The following is a 17875-nucleotide window of genomic DNA, read 5'->3' as shown; positions in this document are numbered from 1 at the left end:
CCGGGCGTAAATTGCCTATTGTTGGCGCTTGTCGGCGCCGAGCACGATCGGCTGGCCATGCGGCGTCGCATGCGCGGCACGGTCCCAGGCGTCCTTGACTTCCATGAGCGTTTCGGCGGTCGCCGCGCCCTTGTCTGTGACGATGGTTTCAAGCGCCGCGAGCCAGTGCAGATAATAGGTGTCGCCGAGGTCGGGATCGCCCTCGGCCTGCGCGCGCTTGATTTCAGCGGCGAAGGTTTCGGTCCATTCCGGCCAGGTGAACAGGCCGGCCTCGTGCAGCGCGACCGTCATGGCGAAGGCCTGCGCCTGCCAGGGGGCAGCAAAGATGGGTCCGTTATCGTCGCGCGGCAGTGAGGGAATCGCGTCCAGCGCGGCCTGTGTTGCCGTGGTGATGATGATCGGTGCGGTATCGGACGACGATGTCATTCGGCCTGCTCCGGTTCGATATAGCTTTCCCAAAGATCCATATGGACGGCGGAGCGCGGCTCGGCATCCGCGCCCCACAACGTTTCCGCCTCGAAGCGGACGTTGTAGAGCCATTGCGGGTTTTCGCCGGTGCCGACCGCATTGCTGTCGGGGAAGACGTGGAAGCCGTTGCGGCGGTGGATGATGCCGACGCGGCCGCGCGCATAGCGCGGCAGGCGCGTGTGGGTTGCCGGATTGGTCACGCGCGTGCGCACCCGGTCGCCGACGGCGAAACGCGGCTCGGCGGTTGCGGGCCGGTCGACGGGGCCACCTTTGGCGAGGGCGGCTTCGACCGCATCGGCTTTCAGGATCCGTGTCACGGGCTTCGCCGGGGTGACGGCGTGGCCAGCGGCAAGATCGTCCTCGCTGATGAGCCCGTTCGCCTTCAACAGTTCGACAAGGGCGGCATACCAGATCTGATAGTAGCTCGAGGTGACGTATTGCGCCGGCGGCAGGCTTTCGCGGGCAAAGCGCGAGGCGTCGAGGGTCCAGCTGCCGGTTGCGCCGCAGGCAAGCGTTACGGCGAGAACGCGCTTTTCCCATTCCGCGTGGAACATCGGTTCGTCGGCCTCGGGCACCACGGTTCCGAAACCATGTACGCCGCCCATGTCGTGGATCGTGGTCATGCCGGTGACCCCGCTGGCTCAAGGGCCAATCCTGTGCCGATCATCGAATCGCGGGTGATGAGATCGGCGAGGGCTTCTTCACCGAGTCCTTCGGTGCCGGCCGGGCGCATGGGCAACACGAGGTAGCGCATCTCGGACGTCGAATCCCACACGCGGATCTCGGTATCCGCGGGCAGTGTCACCCCGAACTCGGCAAGTACGCCACGGGGATCGTTGACGGCGCGGGAGCGATAGGGCGCGGATTTGTACCAGACCGGCGGCAGGCCGAGCACCGACCACGGGTAACAGGAGCAAAGCGTGCAGACTACCATGTTGTGGACGTCCGGCGTGTTTTCGACGACGACGATATGTTCGCCCTGGCGGCCGCTGTAGCCGAGTTCGGCGATCGCTGCCGTGCCGTCATCGAGAAGCCGTGCGCGATAGTCGGGATCGCTCCAGGCGCGGGCGACGACGCGGGCCCCGTTTCGCGGTCCGACCTTTTTCTCGTAAGTCTCGATGATCACGTCGAGAGCGGCAGGGTCGATGTACCCTTTTTCGGTCAGGATCGTCTCCAGCGCTCGGATGCGCAGCGCCATGTCGTCGAGATGCGAGTGATCGTGATCGTGGTCATGACCGTGTGAGTGATCGTGCGCCAAGCCCGGTTGCCTCCCTGTTGCGAATGCGTCGCGGCCGGGAGGATAGCATGGGTGGACGCGGTTGCCAGTCCGCTCGTGGTGCGGTCGGACGGCCGGGGTTGGTCAGGGTCGTCCGAGGATCGATAAGGGGGCGGTGACCACAATGCCGGTCGTTGCACCCACGACGCCACCGACATTGCGGGTGATCGTGCCAATGCGGTCGCCGACGGTGACGCGCTTGCCGTCCATGGCCGCCGTATCGTTGAGGCGCGGGCCGATCAGCTGGACGACTTCCGGCGAGCCGGCGAACTTGGTGTGGTTGAGACCGCCCTGGCCCTTGATATCGGTGATGTCGACGACAACGACCCCGAGTTCGGCCAATTCCTTGTCGTCTTCGTAGATGCCGACGCGCGGCTTGTTGCCGGCGAGCTTCTGCGACAGCGTCAGCGCCCGGTCGTCGCGCGAGACGATCACGGTCATCGGCAGGTGCTGGCTCTTCAGGTGCTTCATCTGCGATTTGAAGACGTCGACATCGACGTCGGGCGAGGCGAGAACGACCGCGCCGAACGGGGCTCCCTTGCGCGCGTGGCCGGCGATTTCCGATTGGCGCAACGCCTCGAGCAGGACCCAGCTCCCCATCGAGTGGGCGGCGATGTTGACCCGTTCGGCGCCGGCGTTGCGGGCGAGCACGATGAGGTCCTCGAGGGAATCGCGGGCAGCGGTCGCGCTGTCGCGGTCATAGACATAGTCGACGAGGTGGCCGCGCGACGCCCAGGTGAACAGAATTGGCGTGCCGGCGTAGTTGCCGTCATGGACGATCTGGGCGAAGCGATAGACGGCCTCGGCGAACTTGGTGTTGTAGCCGTGCACGAAGATCAGCACGCTGCGTTGTCCGCGCGGCTTGGAGGCGATGTCGCGGCGGATCGCGTCGCGAAAGGTTGCCTTTTCGATCTGACGCCGGTCGCGAGTCACGAAGTGGCGCTGCGGGTCGCCGTTTTCGGTCGACGGCCATTCGATCGAGCCGACCTGATGGGTCGGGGGAACGGAGATGTCGAGTGTCGCGAAACTCGTCTCGTCGCCGCGCTCGCCGTTGAACATTTCGAGATCGGTTTCGGCTTCTTCACGGGTGGTCGCCACGAAAAGGCGGTGGACCTCGGCCCCGGAAGCCTGCGCGGTCGAAATTGCCAGAGCGCGCTCGGGCGGAACGATGGAGGCGCAACCCGACAATGCGAGCGCCAAGACGGCTGCTAGCGCAAGCGCAAAACGCTGAAAGATCGCATTGCTGGCCGCAACAGTGTTCATGATGCTCTGATGCCTGCTGCCGTCTCGTCGGTTACGGGGATTCCGCCGGGCCGTATACCCCGGTGCAAAGTCTGTCGCGTTCGCGCAACAAGTGCAAGGCGCGCCCATGTTCCGCGCATGGGTAGTCCGGCTTCATCCGGCGCGCAAGAGCCGGACAGCCTCATCGCGGCCGAAAAGGTAGAGGAGTACCCGAAGTGCAACGCCTCTCTCGGTCGCGAGGTCTGCATCGCGGGCAAGGATGAGCTGGGCGTCGTCGCGGGCCGCCTCGAGCAATTCGCCGTGGCTTTCGATGTGGGCGATGCGAAAGCCCGGCGTGCCGCTCTGGCGGGTGCCGAGTACTTCGCCTTCGCCGCGCAGCCGCAGATCTTCCTCGGCGATCCGGAAACCGTCCTCGGTCTCGCGCATGATGGCGAGGCGGGCGCGCGCCGTTTCGCCGAGCGGCCCCTTGTAGAGCAGCAGGCAGGTCGAGGGCTTGTCGCCACGCCCGACGCGGCCGCGCAACTGATGCAGCTGGGCGAGCCCGAAGCGTTCGGCGTGTTCGATCACCATGATGGTCGCGTCGGGCACGTCGACGCCGACCTCGATCACGGTGGTGGAGACGAGGATGCGGGTCTCGCCGGCGCGGAAGGCTTCCATCGCCGCATCCTTTTCCGCCGCCTTCATGCGTCCGTGGATGAGGCCGACCAGGTCGCCGAGTTCCGATTTCAGCGTTGCGTGGCGATCTTCCGCGGCGGCGAGGTCGGAGACTTCCGATTCCTCGACCAGCGGGCAGACCCAGTAGATCTTGGCGCCGTCGTGGGTCGCGGTGCGCAGCCGTTCGACGACCTCCGACAGACGATCAAGAGAAACCGTGCGGGTCTCAATTGGCTGCCGACCGGCGGGCTTCTCAGTCAGCTTGGAAACATCCATGTCGCCGAAATAGGTCAGCACCAGCGTGCGCGGGATCGGCGTCGCCGTCATGACAAGCACGTCGGTGCCGGTGCCCTTGGAGGTCAGCGCGAAGCGCGGGTGGACGCCGAAGCGGTGCTGCTCGTCGATGACGGCAAGCGCCAGATGATGAAAGGCGACATCGGACTGGAACAGGGCGTGCGTGCCGATCAGGATGTGGATCGAACCGTCGGCGACGCCAGCGAGAACCTTTTCACGCGCCTTGCCCTTTTCACGGCCCGTCAAAACGGCGGCGGTGAGACCTGCCGCCTCGGCGAGCGGCTCGATGGTGCGCATATGCTGCCGGGCGAGCAGTTCGGTAGGCGCCATCATGGCCGTCTGCGCGCCGGCTTCGATCACGGAGGCCATGGCGATCAGTGCGACGACCGTCTTGCCGGAGCCGACATCGCCCTGCAGCAGGCGCAACATACGGTCGGGGCGGGCGAGATCTTCCTCGATTTCCCGGATCGCCTCGGTCTGGCTGGCGGTCAGCGAAAAGGGCAACGCGGCGAGCAGCTTCGCCTTCAGCGCGCCACCGGCAATGCGCGGTTCACCCGCGGTGCGGCGCATGTGTTTGCGCACCAATGCCAGCGCTAACTGGCTTGCCAGCAATTCATCATAGGCAAGGCGCGACACGGACGGGCTGTCCGGCGCTATGTCGGCGGCATCCTCGGGGTGGTGCAGCACGTCCAGCGCTTCGGCAAACGACGTCCAGCCGGATTTTTCCATCCAGGCATCGTCGAGCCATTCGGGCAACTGGGGCAGGGCTTCGAGGGCGCCGGCAATCGCTTTTCTCAAGGTCTTGCCGGCAAGGCCCGCCGTCATCGGGTAGATCGGTTCGACCAGCGGCAGGGTGGAGAACTCATGTTCGGCGACGATGTAGTCCGGGTGGACCATCTGCGGGCGGCCGTTGAACCACTCGACCTTGCCGCTGATGAAGCGCGTCTCGTCGACGGGCAGCGCGCGGGCCAGCCAGTCGCGATGCGGATGGAAGAAGACGAGGGCGATTTCACCCGTCTCGTCGGTGCAATAGACGCGATAGGGCGCGCGCGAGGATTGCGGCGTCGGCTGATGGCGGTCGACGCGCACTTTCAGCGTCACCACGGCGCCTTCGGGCGCCATCGCGATGCCCGGCTGCAGGCGACGGTCGATCAGGGCGACGGGGAGATGAAACAGCAGGTCGACGATCCGCGCCGGCTGTTCCGCCCGGGCGCCGCCGAGCAATTTCTGGAACAGCTTGTCGAGCTTCGGTCCGATGCCGTCGAGGCTCGTCAGGGGCCGGAACAGGGGATTGAGGATGTCGGGGCGCATCGGACTGCGGCGGGCTCCGGTGATCGTTTGATCCTTTGTGCCACGGCCGCTGCGCCGGGACCAGCCGGGTGTGGGATGGGTTCTGTGAAAACGCCGTCGGCGAAAGGCTGACAAGGACGGTATGGGCGGGTATACACGATGCCGCTTCAACGGCATTCCGAAGGACCAGCACGATGACAGGACTAGAAGGTACGAGCGCCGGCCTCGACGTTCGCCGAAAGCGCAATCTCTATCGGGCCTGGCATCGCGGCATGCGGGAAATGGACCTCTTGATGGGTCCTTTCGCGGAAGCCCGGCTGGGCGATATGAGCGAGGAGGAGCTCGATCAGTTCGAGGCGCTGCTCGATATCCCCGATCAGGACCTCTTTTCCTACATCACCGGCACCAAGGAGATGCCGGAGGATGTCCGCTTGCCGATCTACGACACGCTGCTCGCCTTTCACGGCGATCTGCTGAAGCGCGGCTGATTTCCGCAGGATCCCGGAGCAAACCCCGTGAAGGCGCTGACCGGTCTCATTGGCCGTACCGAAAAGCTAACGCTGTCGAGCGTCGCCGACGGGCTCGAGGGCCTCGTCATCGGCATGCTGGCGCGCGATCGCTTCGCCGAGGATGGCGCGCTGTCGCTCGTCTATGTGGCGCGCGATGCGGGACGGCTGGCGACAGTGCGTGAGGCGCTCGCCTTCTTCGCGCCGGACGTCGAAACCCTGCAGCTGCCGGCCTGGGACTGTCTGCCCTATGACCGCGTTTCGCCGAATGTGGTCGTCTCGGCGCTGCGCATGGCAGCGCTTGCCCGGCTCACCCATCTTCAAAAAGGCGACAAGCCGGTCGTGCTTCTGACGACGGTCGGCACGCTGGTGCAGCGGGCGCCGCCGCGCGATTGGGTCGCCGCGCAGAGCCTTTCCGTCGCGCCGGGCAATCGCCTCGACCTCACCGATCTGACCCGTTGGCTTGAATCGAACGGCTTCCAGCGCAGCGCTACCGTGCGCGAGCCGGGCGAGTTCGCCGTGCGCGGCGGTATCGTCGATCTCTTTGCGCCGGGAACGGATCAGCCGGTGCGGCTCGACTTCTTCGGCGACACGCTGGAATCGATCCGGCCCTTCGATGTCGAGAGCCAGCGCTCGATCGGGCAGATGACCCGGCTCGAACTGGTGCCGACCAACGAAATCGTGCTGACGCCGGAAGCGATCAGCCGGTTCCGCCAGTCCTATGTTTCCCGCTTCGGCGCGACGACGCGCGACGACGGGCTCTATCAGGCGGTCAGCGAGGGGCGGCGATATCCCGGCCTCGAGCACTGGCTGCCGCTGTTTCACGATCATCTCGACCCGCTGTTCGCGTTTACCGGCGGTGCGCCGCTGGTGCTCGATCCGCTCGCCGACGAAGCGATCCGTGAGCGTATCGAGCAGGTGCATGAGCACTACGACGCGCGGCGCGAGGCGTCCGAGATCCAGAGTTCCGGTGGCAAGGGGCTGTCGGGCGCGACGGTCTACAAGCCGGTCGAACCGGAAGCGCTCTATTTCGGCAAGGACGAGCTGACGCTGGCGCTCGTCGATGAGCGCACCGTGCGCATCACGCCGTTTGCGACACCCGATGACGGCCTTGCGGCCAACGTCGATCTCGGCGGGCGTGGTGGGCGCAGCTTTGCGGCCGAACGGGCTGCCGGCGACATCAACGTCTTCGACGCGCTGATCAGCCATGTCGGCGAGGTGCGGAAGTCGGGACGGCGGGCGATCATCGCCTGCTGGAGTGACGGCAGCCGCGACCGGTTGCGGCAGGTGCTCGACGATCACGGCCTCGACCGGGTCAAGGAAGCCGACAATTGGGCGGAAGTGACGGCGCTGCCGAAGGGTGTCGCCGCGCTTGTCGTGCTCGGCATCGAGAGTGGCTTCGAGACCGACGAATTCGTCGTCGTCGGCGAGCAGGACGTACTTGGCGACCGTCTGGTGCGCGCGCGGCGCAAGCACAAGAAGGGTCAGGACTTCATCACCGAGGCGTCGAGCCTCGCACAAGGCGATCTGGTCGTTCACATCGACCACGGCATCGGCCGTTTCGTCGGGCTGAAGACGGTCGAGGCGGCCGGCGCGCCGCATGACTGTCTCGAGATCCGCTACGCCGGCGACGACAAGCTCTATCTGCCGGTCGAAAACATCGAGCTTTTGACGCGCTACGGGTCGGAAGACACCGAAGCCGCGCTCGACAAGCTTGGCGGTGGAGCTTGGCAGGCGCGCAAGGCGCGGATGAAGAGCCGCATCCGCGAGATCGCCGACGCGCTGATCAAGACGGCCGCGGCGCGCGCGCTGAAGACCGCGCCGGTGATCGATACGCCCGAAGGCCTCGTCGACGAATTCGCCGCGCGGTTCCCGTATGAGGAAACCGAGGACCAGCTTGCGGCGATTACGGCGGTTGCCGAGGATTTGTCGTCGGGCCATCCGACCGATCGTCTGGTGTGCGGCGATGTCGGCTTCGGCAAGACGGAAGTGGCGCTGCGCGCGGCCTTCATGGTGGCGATGTCGGGGCGGCAGGTTGCCGTCGTCGTGCCGACGACACTACTTGCCCGCCAGCACTACAAGACCTTCGAAGAACGTTTCCGGGGACTGCCGGTCAAGGTGGCGCAGGCCTCGCGGCTCGTCGGCACGAAAGAGGTCAACCGGGTCAAGGCGGGTATCGCCGACGGGTCCATCGACATCGTGGTCGGCACGCATGCGCTGCTTGGCAAGGGCATTCAGTTCCGCGACCTCGGGCTTCTCATCATCGACGAGGAGCAGCATTTCGGCGTCAAGCACAAGGAACGGCTGAAGGAGCTGAAGTCGGACGTCCACATCGTCACGCTGACGGCGACGCCGATCCCGCGCACGCTGCAACTGGCACTGACGGGTGTGCGCGAACTCTCGCTGATCGCGACGCCGCCGGTCGACCGCCTGGCGGTGCGCTCGTTCATTTCACCGTTCGATCCGCTGGTGGTGCGCGAGGCGTTGCTGCGCGAACGTTATCGCGGCGGCCAGTCGTTCTATGTCTGCCCGCGCATTTCCGATCTCGCCGAGACGAAGGAATTCCTCGACCACAACGTTCCGGAGGTGAAGGTCGCCGTCGCCCACGGGCAGATGACGCCGGGCACGCTCGAGGACATCATGACAGCCTTCTATGACGGCCAGTACGATGTGCTGCTGTCGACGACCATTGTCGAGTCAGGCCTCGATATTCCGCGCGCCAACACGCTGATCGTGCATCGCGCCGACATGTTCGGCCTTGCCCAGCTCTATCAGCTGCGCGGGCGCGTCGGGCGCTCGAAACTGCGCGCCTATGCGCTCTTCACGGTGCCGGCGGATGGCAAGCTGACGCCGACGGCGGAGCGGCGGCTGAAGGTGCTGCAATCGCTCGACACGCTCGGCGCCGGCTTCCAGCTTGCGAGCCACGACCTCGACATTCGCGGCGCCGGCAATCTCGTCGGCGAAGAGCAGTCCGGCCACATCAAGGAAGTCGGCTTCGAGCTCTACCAGCAGATGCTTGAAGAGGCGGTCGCGCAGCTTCGCGATGGCGATGATGGCGTCGGTGAGGACCAGTGGTCGCCGCAGATCGCGCTCGGCACGCCGGTGATGATCCCGGAAAGCTACGTGCCCGACCTTCAGCTTCGCCTCAGCCTCTACCGGCGGCTTGCGGATCTTACCGAGGCCGACGAGATCGACGCCTTCGGTGCCGAGATGGTCGACCGCTTCGGCCGGCTGCCGGACGAGGTCGAGCAGCTGTTGAAGATCGTCTTCATCAAGGGGCTGTGCCGCAAGGCGAATGTGGAAAAAGTCGACGCTGGTCCCAAGGGTATCGTGATCGCTTTCCGCAACAACGAATTCTCCAATCCGGCGGGTCTCGTGCGGCTGATTACCGAGCAGGGCGTGTTGGCCAAGATCCGGCCCGACCAGAAGGTCGTGTTCGTCCGCAACTGGCCGGAGCAGGACGAGCGCCTGAAAGGCGTCGCGACGATCCTAGCGAAGCTTGTACGGCTGTCGCGCGAGAGCTGATCACCTCCCGCTGTCCTGTCCGGTCCGTCAGGGGAAGGCCGAACCGGCGTCCTTGGTGTCGGGGTGGTTGGCGAGCCGGTCCGCATAGGCGCGGCGAAGCGCGTCGGCAAGCATCTCGGGTGGCTGTGCGCCCTGCGCCAGAAACCGGTTGTCGATGATGAAACTCGGAACCGAATAGATGCCGAGTGAGCGGGCGGTTTCGAGCGCGCGCGAGACTGTGTCCTTGTCGCGGTTGGAGGTGAGCGACATCATGAGATGCTTGGCATCCATGCCGGCCGCAGCGCCAATCGCGACCAGCGTTTCGGTCTTGGTCAGGTCGCGCCCGTCGATGAAATAGGCCTGGAACAGCGCTTCGACGATTTGGTCCTGATGACCGCCGGCCTCGGCCCAGAGGATCAGCCGATGCGCATCGAAGGTATTCGGCGAGCGGGTAATCTTGTCGAAGGCGAACGGGATGTTTTCGCCGTCGCCGGCCTCGCGGATGCGGGCATACACCTGCTCGGCCTTTTCAGGTCCGCCGAACTTCTCGTCGAGATATTTCTGTCGATCCTTGCCGCCACTCGGCAGCGTGGCGTCGAGCTGAAACGGTTGCCAACGGATGTTGACGGGAACGTCGGCGGCGAGCGCCAGGGCCTTTTCGAGGCGTCGTTTTCCGATGAAACACCAGGGACACATGACATCGGACACGATGTCGATGGTGACGGGTCGCGGTGTGGAGTTCGGTTCTGCGGTCATTGCGCTGCTTTCGGGCGTCACTCTCGGGAAGATTCGCTTCGCGGAGTGTGCGCGCTAATGACCACAGCGCCAAGACAAAGACGCGCGATTGGCGAAATGCCGGGTTGGATCAGCCTTCTTCGGTGATCAGGATTGCGCGCCGCACGAGGTGTTCCGCGCTTTCGCCGGGGGTGAACTCAACGAGCGCCTGGCGCATGTCGATCTTCACGGTTTGCTCGAGCCCGTCGAGCGAGAAGGTCGTTGCCTCGATGATCGCCGACAGGCGGCGCATCGCGGTAACGGCATCTTCCGGCCGGGTTGCCGTCAACACGACGATGAAGGTTCCGCCGCCCCAGCGGGCGGTAAGGTCCTCGCCGCGCACCAGATTGATCAGCATGTCGCCGACCTGGCGGATGATACGGTCGCCGGCGGGATAGCCGAGATCGGTGTTCACATCGCCGAGATTGCCGATACGAAAGGCGGCGACGGCGAGCGGTTCGTGGTGGCGTTCCGCGTCGCCGACCATGCGTGTCAGGTGGTCGAGCAGGAAGCCGCGGCTGTAAAGGCCAGTGAGGGCATCGCTGGTCGCAAGATGGCGGGCGGCACGGTAGCTGGCGCGCAGCTTTTCGCGAAGCTGGTGCTCGCCGATCAGCGTGGCGGCGCGATTGAGGAAAGCGGTCTCGTGACCATTCAGCGCCAGCATGTCGGTCAGGCCGAGCGCGTAAAGGGCCGTGATCTCCTCGGTTTCCAGACCGTCGGCGACCATAACGACCGGCAAATCGTGAAAACGCGGGTTGCGACGCATATCGGCAACGAAATTGGCGGCTTCCGCGTCGGGCATGTCGACGATCACGAGATCGAACGGATGATAGAGCAGATAATCGATCGCGCTTTCGCTCGACAGGGAGCCGACAACGGTGCCGGCGCTCGAAACCAGGGTTTCGAGACGGCCGAAACGGGGGCCGCTTCCGACGATCAGGATCGACGGCGTACCGGCTTCGCCCTGGCCATCGGGTTCGGGCAGGTCGAGGCCATAGTCGGCGGCGGTTGCGCGGCGGCGGCCGAGTTCCTCGCGCATGGTCGAAAGGCGCTGCAGCGCGGCAATGCGGGAGACGAGCTGACTGATGTCGAAAGGCGGCTCGATGACGTCGTCGACGATCTGGCGGGCGTCGCCGTCGCTGGCATCGCCGTCGGTCGCGACCGCGATGATCGGCTGGCGGCCGCCATGCAGGGCGCTGCGAAGGCTGCGTGCGGCATTGGCGAGTTCGAAGGCAAATGGCCCGGGCTGCGAAAGATCGCCAAGCAGGATCGCGTCGGCGAGGCGCGCTTCTTTCGAAAGATCGGGATTGCTATCGTCGATCTGGCGTAGATCGAAACCCGATGCGCGCAAATGATCGTCGAAATCGAGCGGATGGGGTCCGGCGCCGTCCGGCGCGACGAAAAGCAGACGTTTGGCTGACGACATTCGATTGTTCCCCGATGATTGCCCAACCCGAACACAGAGGTGCCGTCACAAATGGCGGGATCTTTGGCCTGCGGACGGTACACTCAGCCTGCACTATGCCTGCGGGGAGTAAAAAAACCGGAAAACCGCGAGAATTCACGTCGAGGTGTCATGTCTGGCGACCGTGCCGCCGAAGCCGTTCGGGCGGCGAATGTGCTAGAAGCCCTTGGCCAGCTCCGCCAGTTCCTCGCGATCGACCGTACCGTCGACCTCACGCGGGACCTGATCGACAAGGATCACCTTGGCGGGGTGCTTGTCGATCGCAACACGCATTTCCTCAAGAAATATACGCAGCGCCTCGGCGGTCGGGGTTTCGCCTTCGGCGGCGGCAAGCGCCGCGCCGATACGGGCGCCGAGCACCGGATCGTCGATGAAGAAGGCGGCGCCTTCGTCGACCTCGGGGCATTCGGAATAGACCAGATCGAGCGCGTGCGGGACGATGGTCGCGCCGCCGGCAAAGAAGCGGCTTCCCGAGTAGGCTCGGGGATGGGCGAGATTCGCTCCCTCGTCGTATTCTTCCGCCGGGACACCCGTCAGCACATAGGCGTCATCGGTCAGCGGGATCGGACTGACGCGATTTCCCGGCCAGCTGACGTCGGGCACCATCGGGCCGGCAAGCGCGAAATGGCCGTCGACGATGCGGCTCTCGACCAGTACCGGAGCGGCCTTGCCTGCCGACGGGGTCGACAGCATGCCGAGCGGCAGGGCGGACGGCGTCGCTTCGGCGCGGGGAGCAACGACGTACGCGTAGTCGCCAATATTGCTGAGGTCGAGGTCGCCGCGTTTGGCAACGAGCGGGCCGTTGTTCTTCGGATGGCCGTTCGACCACACGGCTGTCATGCGCACGGCGTCGCCGTCGCGGCTATCGAGCCGGGTCGCCAGCGGGTCCACCAGCGAGGCCGGGGCAATGATGTGACGGATGCCTGCGCTCGCCGCGTGTTCGGCCATTGCGTCGAGGCCGCGGAAGTGATGCAGGTGCATCTCGGCGCCGGACAGGAGCCAGGGGGCGATCGCCGCGCCAAGACCGACAAGGCCGGTCGGCGCATAGGGGTTGAGGATCGGCATACCCGGTTCGAAGCGGGCCTCCAGCATGTGCATCAGGCCCGCGGCAATCCATTGATTGTGCGAACGCGGCAGCGGCACGGGATCGCCGCCGAGCGGCGTCGCCCAGGTGACGGTGGCAACGTAGTCGGCGGTGACGGCGGCCTCCGGCGGCGGCAGGTCGCCGGTCTCGGCGCGCAGTCCGGCGAGCGAGACGATACCATCCGGCAAATCGCCGCTCAGTCCGAGCACATAGCGCATGCCGAACAGCTTTGTGGCGGCATTGCGGCAGTATTCGGCGAGCCGCTGGCTTTCCAGCCGGTCGGCGCCGATGACCGCCTTGGCGCCGAGAATGTCGAGGCCTGCGATCAGGTCGGTCTCGCGCCAGGTCAGCGGCAAAGGTGTGACGATGAGACCGGCGCGCAGGGCGGCGAAGAAGGTGATCAGCGTGTCGGTGGTGTTCGGTGCCTGCAGGCCGGTCACCGTACCGACGTCTACGCCGAGCGCGCCGAACAGGCCGGCGACGGCGTCGATCTCGGCGTCGAGCTCGGCAAATGTCAGTTGGCGCGGAGCGCCGCCGGTCCATTCCTCACGATCGGGCGCGTCGGCGAGCGCAAGCGCATCTGGCCGGCTCTTGGCGTTCTTTCGCAACAGCCCGTCCAGGGTTACGCGCCCCCAGGCGCCGCTGGCGGAGAAGGTTGCGATACGGGATTTGCTGACGAGGATCATGTCTTGTGAACGTCCGTCATCTGTCATCGCCGTGCCACCATGTGTCAAAGCGATTTCCGTACAGGGAAGTCTTGGATGGATGTTCCATCGTGCGCCAGCGCGCGACCCAGGCGTCGGGGAGATGGAACAGCGGTACGACGTAGAAACCGGAAAGCAATACGCGGTCGAAGGCCCGGACGGCGCTGACGAAATCAGTGCGCGCGCGCGCCGAAAGCATGGCGGCGATCATTGCGTCGAGGGCGGGTTCGCGGGCGCCGGCGAAGTTGAAAGTGCCGTCCTGATCGGCGCTTGCCACGCTCCAGCGAAAGCTCTGCTCGTTGCCCGGCGACAGCGATGCGTACCAGGTGGTCAGGATCATGTCGTAGTCGAAAACCTGCACCCGGCGCTGATACTGGGCGGAGTCGACCGAGCGGACGTTCACCTCCATGCCGATCAGAGTGAGGGTACGGGAAAAGGCCAGCGCGAGTCGTTCCTGGTCGCGTGTGGCGATCAACACTTCGAACGAAAAGGGCTCTCCGGCCTCGTTGACGAGCTTGCGGTCCTTGATGCGCCAGCCGGCCTCGCCGAGCAGCCGCACGGCCTCGCGCAACGCCTTGCGGTCGCGGCCGGACCCGTCGGTGGTCGGCGGCAGCCATTTGCCTTCAAGGATGTCGGCGCGCACGGCGCCGTCGAAGGGCCCAAGCAATTCGCGCTCGCGTTCATCGGCGGCGCGGCCGGTCGAGGCAAGTTCGGAACCCTCGAAATAGCTGGTCGTACGCTTGTAGAGGTCGAAATAGAGGTTGGTGTTGACCCAGGCGAAATCGAACAGGTAGCCAAAGGCTTCCCTGACACGGGCATCGGCGAATTGCGTCCTGCGGGTGTTGAAGACGAACCCGAACATGCCCTTCGGGGTGCCGGTCTCGAAGCCTTCCTTGATGATGCGGCCATCGGCGACAGCGGGAATGTCGTAGCCGCTCGCCCAGCGGCCGGGGTCGCTTTCGGGCATGACGTCGACGAGGCCCTTCTTGAAGGCTTCGAAGAGGGTGGTCTGGTCGCGGAAATAGTCGAACCGCAGTGTATCGAAATTGTGCATGCCGGCCTTGATCGGCAAATCGGCGGCCCAATAGTCCGGATTGCGCTGCAGGACGATGCGCGAGCCGGGTTCGACTTCGGCGACCGTGTAGGGGCCGCTGCAAAAGAGCGGCTCGAGCGTGGTCTGCTCGAACGTTTTGCGGTCGAACTTGTGCGCCGGCAAGATCGGCATCAGGCCGAGAATCAGCGGCAATTCGCGGTCGTTGGCGTCGGGAAAGCTGAAGCGAATGCCATGTTCGCCCTTGCGTTCGACGGTCGCGACCTTGCCGTAGTAGCTGCGATTGTTCGGCCGACCCTTGTCGCGAAGGACCTCGAAGGAGAAGATCACGTCGTCGACGGTGACGGGGTTGCCGTCGGAAAACCGGGCTTTCGGGTTGAGCGTGAACTCGACCCAGGACCGGTCGTCGGGCATGTCGACCGTTTCGGCGAGCAGGCCGTAGAGCGAGAACGGTTCGTCGTAGCTGCGCTCGAGCAGGCTTTCGAACACGTTGTTTCCAAAGACCGAATCGCGCAGGCCGCGAGCCGCGGCGCCCTTGATGATGAACGGATTGAGGCTGTCGAAGCTGCCGACGATGCCGAAGGTCAGTACACCGCCCTTGGGGGCCTGCGGATTGACATAAGGGAGCGATGTTCCGGCGGGCAGGGCGGGTTCGCCATGCATTGCGATGCCGTGGCGCGGCTCGGCGGATGCGACCTGCGCTGCGATGAGGGTGAGAGCCGCGAACAGTGTGGCGATCCCGAGTGTGAGATAGCGCGCGCATACGCGAACGCCTCGCCGCCGGTGTGGCGGCTGGGTGTCCTTAGATGCGTCGTCTCCCACGGTCGACCGTACCATTTTGGTAACACTGTGCCTTGATTCTATCGCATTCATCGTAGCATACCCCACTGGGAAAATGAGCTTCGCGCCTCGCGGGTAGAAATCCGGGCGCCGAACAGGTAAGGATGCGGGCAACGACGTCGCGGAAGGCCTCTATATTGCCGAAATTGCACGGCAGGGATGCTTTCGCCATGACACCGGGGCAGGTCTAGAGTTTGCCGCTCGGTCATGTGATCGAAGTGGACCTGGCGTCAGATCAAGGACCAAGGAATGACAGCGAATATGAAGGAGCGGTCAGACATGAAATCGGGATGGGAAACGGTGGGCCGCCACGGTCTGGCTTTTGCTGCGGCGAGTTTTGTTGCGCTTGGCGGATCGGCTCTGGCTCAGGATGGCGGCAAGGACACGCCGTGGGTCAAGATCTGCAACACCGATCCGAAGACCAAGAAGGAAATCTGCCTGATCACGCAGGAATTGCGCACCAACACGGGTCAGTTCCTGACCTCGGTGGCGATCCGCGAACTTGGTGGTGAAGCCCGCAAGACGCTGCTCGTCGCGGTGCCGTCGGGCATGCTGCTGCAGCCGGGCCTGCGCATCCAGGTCGACAAGAACAAGGCCGAGACGGCGAAGTACAGCATCTGCTTCCCGAACGCGTGCTATGCGGAACTGGTCATCAACGACACCCTCATCAACACGATGAAGAAGGGTAGCGACCTGACCATTACCGCGCTGAACCAGCAGGCCAAGCCGGTTCCGTTCAAGATGTCGCTGTCCGGTTTCACCGCGACCTATGACGGCGATCCGGTCGATGCCGCTCAGCTCAAGAAGAAGCAGGAAGAGCTTCAGGCCGAGCTGCAGAAGCGTGCCGAGGAAGCCCGTCAGAAGCTCATCGAAGAGCAGAAGAAGGCGAGCGAGGCGGCTAACCAGTAAGCCTCGCGCTTCGACGCAGAATACGAAACGGCACGTCAACCGCGGGTTGGCGTGCCGTTTTGCGTTTCTGGCGATGTGACCGGATTGGTCCGGGTCAGTTCATACGGGTTTCGCGGCTGCGATACTGACCATCGATCAGCGTATCGAACAGTTCATCGACCTGGGGATGGCGCACGGGTTCGCCGCTGTCGTCGATAACGAGGTTCTGCTCCGAGACATAGGCGATGTACTCGGTCTCGTCGTTTTCCGCGAGCAGGTGGTAAAACGGCTGATCCCGCTTCGGGCGCACCTCTTCGGGAATGGCTTCCCACCAGTCCTCGGTGTTGTTGAAGGTCGGATCGACATCGAAGATCACGCCGCGGAACGGGTAGATCCGATGGCGGACGACCTGACCGATCATGAATTTCGCCTGTCGCATTGTATTCCATCATCCTGAGCGGAGCGCCGGTCACTGCCTGGAAGGTGGCCGGACCACTCGGCTTCGGGTCGGTGCGCACACAATTTTTCGCGCACAGCGGCTATCTAACCGCCACGGCACCGAACTTTCAAACCCAAATTCAAGCGCAGATCGATCGTTTGTCCAGCGGCAATGCCGCCGCATGCAAAGGCCGGCGAAACGCTCAGGCAATGCGCTCCAAGCGCACCGGGAAAGTGCGCGAGGCGGCGCTAAAGGGCATGGAAAACCCGCCGATGTCAAGCATTGGCGGGTTTTGCCGGAAGTCTTGGTGAAGCGTGTAAGCTTCAGAGATTGTAGGCCGCGGCGCGGTTCGGATCCTTCTCGGCGACGAGCGCGGCGAGGTCAGCAGTGACCTTGGCCTGCTTCCAGGTCGCGTCGTCCTGCATCTTGCCGTCGATCATCACGGCGCCGGTGCCGTCGGGCATGGCCTCGAGAACGCGCTTTGCGAAGGATACTTCGTCGGGGCGCGGGCTGAAGACCTGCTTGGCGACGTCGATCTGGCTCGGATGCAGCGACCAGGCGCCGAGGCACCCGAGAACGAATGAGCCGCGGAACTGGGCTTCGCAGGCGGCCGGGTCCGAGAAGTCGGCGAACGGGCCGTAAAACGGCTTGATGCCGGCAGACATGCAGGCATCGACCATCTTGCCGAGCGTGTAGTGCCACAAATCCTGCTGGAAGCCGGTGCGGGGCGCTTCGGGAGCGGCGGCATCGGCATCGGAGAGCACGACATAGGCCGGATCGCCGCCGCCGACGCGGGAGGTCTTCATCTGGCGCGAGGCGGCGAGATCTGCGGGGCCGAGGCTCATGCCGTGCAGGCGCGGGCTGGCGAAGGCGATCTCGTCGACATTCTTCACGCCTTCGGCGGATTCCAGAATGACGTGGATGAGGATCGGCTTCTCGATGCCGTGCTTGGCTTCAAGCTGCGCCAGTAGCTGGTCGAGATAGTGCACATCCCACGGGCCGTTGACCTTCGGCAGCATGATGACGTCGAGCTTGTTGCCGACCGCGCTGACCACTTCGACGATGTCGTCGAGCGCCCACGGGCTGTCGAGGCTGTTGATGCGGGTCCACAGGCCGGTGTTGCCGAAATCGTTGTCTTTGGCGAGCTGGATGAAACCCTCACGCGCGGCGAGCTTGTGTTCGGCGGGAATGGCGTCCTCGAGATTGCCGAGCAGGACGTCGACCTGGTCGATCAACGCCGGCACCTTGGCGCGAACCTTTTCCAGATGCGGCGGGATGAAGTGAATCATCCGCTCGAGGCGGACCGGCATGTCGCGCAGCGGCTGCGGCGCACCGATGGCGAGCGGTTTGTAGAAGGAGCGAGGTGTTTTCATGGAAAATCTCCTTTGCGGCCGGC

At 64.6% G+C, this 17875-nt stretch carries 14 protein-coding genes; 3 read left to right on the top strand and 11 right to left on the bottom strand.

The genetic code is table 11. The features are described 5' to 3' along the window. Positions 1-15 precede the first annotated feature (15 nt). The 5 genes from C0606_03285 to C0606_03265 form a co-directional block, all read right to left on the bottom strand. A complete protein-coding gene (locus C0606_03285; GenBank protein ID PLX39541.1) occupies positions 16-426 on the bottom strand; it encodes a nitrile hydratase accessory protein in 411 nt (136 codons plus the stop codon). After that, a complete protein-coding gene (gene nthB / locus C0606_03280) occupies positions 423-1091 on the bottom strand; it encodes a nitrile hydratase subunit beta (GenBank protein PLX39540.1) in 669 nt (222 codons plus the stop codon). The genes C0606_03285 and nthB overlap by 4 nt, the downstream gene beginning before the upstream one ends. Then, on the bottom strand, positions 1088-1666 hold the full coding sequence (gene nthA, locus C0606_03275; protein ID PLX39688.1) for a nitrile hydratase subunit alpha: 579 nt from the start codon (positions 1664-1666) through the stop codon (positions 1088-1090). The genes nthB and nthA overlap by 4 nt, the downstream gene beginning before the upstream one ends. Positions 1667-1828: 162 nt before the next feature. Next, complete coding sequence (locus C0606_03270) at positions 1829-3115, bottom strand: hypothetical protein (protein ID PLX39539.1); 1287 nt, start codon at positions 3113-3115, stop codon at positions 1829-1831. A 24-nt stretch (positions 3116-3139) separates the two neighbouring features. Further along, complete coding sequence (locus C0606_03265) at positions 3140-5245, bottom strand: ATP-dependent DNA helicase RecG (GenBank protein ID PLX39538.1); 2106 nt, start codon at positions 5243-5245, stop codon at positions 3140-3142. A gap of 173 nt (positions 5246-5418) precedes the next feature. On the opposite strand from C0606_03265, the gene C0606_03260 reads away from it, so the two are divergent. Together C0606_03260 and mfd are read left to right on the top strand one after the other, a co-directional pair. Next, complete coding sequence (locus C0606_03260; protein PLX39537.1) at positions 5419-5712, top strand: succinate dehydrogenase assembly factor 2; 294 nt, start codon at positions 5419-5421, stop codon at positions 5710-5712. Positions 5713-5826: 114 nt separating this feature from the next. Next, the gene (gene mfd, locus C0606_03255; protein PLX39687.1) at positions 5827-9255 is read left to right on the top strand and encodes a transcription-repair coupling factor; all 3429 of its coding nucleotides are present in this window, start codon (positions 5827-5829) and stop codon (positions 9253-9255) included. A gap of 27 nt (positions 9256-9282) precedes the next feature. Here the strand turns inward: mfd and C0606_03250 are convergent, their stop codons facing one another. The 4 genes from C0606_03250 to C0606_03235 all read right to left on the bottom strand — a co-directional run bounded on the left by C0606_03250 (position 9283) and on the right by C0606_03235 (position 15149). Continuing rightward, the gene (locus C0606_03250) at positions 9283-9990 is read right to left on the bottom strand and encodes a disulfide bond formation protein DsbA (GenBank protein PLX39536.1); all 708 of its coding nucleotides are present in this window, start codon (positions 9988-9990) and stop codon (positions 9283-9285) included. Positions 9991-10099: 109 nt separating this feature from the next. Next, a complete protein-coding gene (locus C0606_03245; protein PLX39535.1) occupies positions 10100-11434 on the bottom strand; it encodes a hypothetical protein in 1335 nt (444 codons plus the stop codon). A gap of 195 nt (positions 11435-11629) precedes the next feature. Further along, positions 11630-13270, bottom strand: coding sequence for an acid--CoA ligase (locus C0606_03240; GenBank protein ID PLX39534.1), 1641 nt, complete (start codon positions 13268-13270; stop codon positions 11630-11632). Continuing rightward, complete coding sequence (locus C0606_03235; protein PLX39533.1) at positions 13260-15149, bottom strand: ABC transporter substrate-binding protein; 1890 nt, start codon at positions 15147-15149, stop codon at positions 13260-13262. Before C0606_03235 ends, C0606_03240 begins: the two co-directional genes overlap by 11 nt. 282 nt (positions 15150-15431) lie before the next feature. Between C0606_03235 and C0606_03230 the strand changes: the two genes are divergently transcribed. Then, positions 15432-16061: an invasion associated locus B family protein gene (locus C0606_03230; GenBank protein PLX39532.1), complete on the top strand. Its 630-nt coding sequence runs from the start codon at positions 15432-15434 to the stop codon at positions 16059-16061. Positions 16062-16155: 94 nt separating this feature from the next. Here C0606_03230 and C0606_03225 read toward each other — a convergent pair whose 3' ends face one another. Both C0606_03225 and C0606_03220 read right to left on the bottom strand, forming a co-directional pair. Then, positions 16156-16479 carry a DNA-binding protein gene (locus C0606_03225; protein PLX39531.1) on the bottom strand — a complete coding sequence of 108 codons (324 nt, stop codon included), beginning with the start codon at positions 16477-16479 and terminating at the stop codon, positions 16156-16158. Between the two features lie 323 nt (positions 16480-16802). Then, positions 16803-17852, bottom strand: a complete 1050-nt coding sequence (locus C0606_03220; protein ID PLX39530.1) for a CoA ester lyase — start codon at positions 17850-17852, stop codon at positions 16803-16805. Positions 17853-17875: the final 23 nt, after the last annotated feature.

It is taken from the genome of Hyphomicrobiales bacterium, assembly GCA_002869065.1.
Classification (GTDB): Bacteria; Pseudomonadota; Alphaproteobacteria; order Rhizobiales; family Rhodobiaceae; genus Rhodobium.
This window is presented reverse-complemented; position numbering and strand designations above follow the sequence as displayed.

What these genes read in the sequence shown, in the direction of transcription:
- C0606_03285 (PLX39541.1), bottom strand. Translation starts at nt 426, where the DNA reads ATGACATCGTCGTCCGATACCGCACCGATCATCATCACCACGGCAACA.
- nthB (PLX39540.1), bottom strand. Translation starts at nt 1,091, where the DNA reads ATGACCACGATCCACGACATGGGCGGCGTACATGGTTTCGGAACCGTG.
- nthA (PLX39688.1), bottom strand. Translation starts at nt 1,666, where the DNA reads ATGGCGCTGCGCATCCGAGCGCTGGAGACGATCCTGACCGAAAAAGGG.
- C0606_03270 (PLX39539.1), bottom strand. Translation starts at nt 3,115, where the DNA reads ATGGGCGCGCCTTGCACTTGTTGCGCGAACGCGACAGACTTTGCACCG.
- C0606_03265 (PLX39538.1), bottom strand. Translation starts at nt 5,245, where the DNA reads ATGCGCCCCGACATCCTCAATCCCCTGTTCCGGCCCCTGACGAGCCTC.
- C0606_03260 (PLX39537.1), top strand. Translation starts at nt 5,419, where the DNA reads ATGACAGGACTAGAAGGTACGAGCGCCGGCCTCGACGTTCGCCGAAAG.
- mfd (PLX39687.1), top strand. Translation starts at nt 5,827, where the DNA reads ATGCTGGCGCGCGATCGCTTCGCCGAGGATGGCGCGCTGTCGCTCGTC.
- C0606_03250 (PLX39536.1), bottom strand. Translation starts at nt 9,990, where the DNA reads ATGACCGCAGAACCGAACTCCACACCGCGACCCGTCACCATCGACATC.
- C0606_03245 (PLX39535.1), bottom strand. Translation starts at nt 11,434, where the DNA reads ATGTCGTCAGCCAAACGTCTGCTTTTCGTCGCGCCGGACGGCGCCGGA.
- C0606_03240 (PLX39534.1), bottom strand. Translation starts at nt 13,270, where the DNA reads ATGACAGATGACGGACGTTCACAAGACATGATCCTCGTCAGCAAATCC.
- C0606_03235 (PLX39533.1), bottom strand. Translation starts at nt 15,149, where the DNA reads ATGGTACGGTCGACCGTGGGAGACGACGCATCTAAGGACACCCAGCCG.
- C0606_03230 (PLX39532.1), top strand. Translation starts at nt 15,432, where the DNA reads ATGAAATCGGGATGGGAAACGGTGGGCCGCCACGGTCTGGCTTTTGCT.
- C0606_03225 (PLX39531.1), bottom strand. Translation starts at nt 16,479, where the DNA reads ATGCGACAGGCGAAATTCATGATCGGTCAGGTCGTCCGCCATCGGATC.
- C0606_03220 (PLX39530.1), bottom strand. Translation starts at nt 17,852, where the DNA reads ATGAAAACACCTCGCTCCTTCTACAAACCGCTCGCCATCGGTGCGCCG.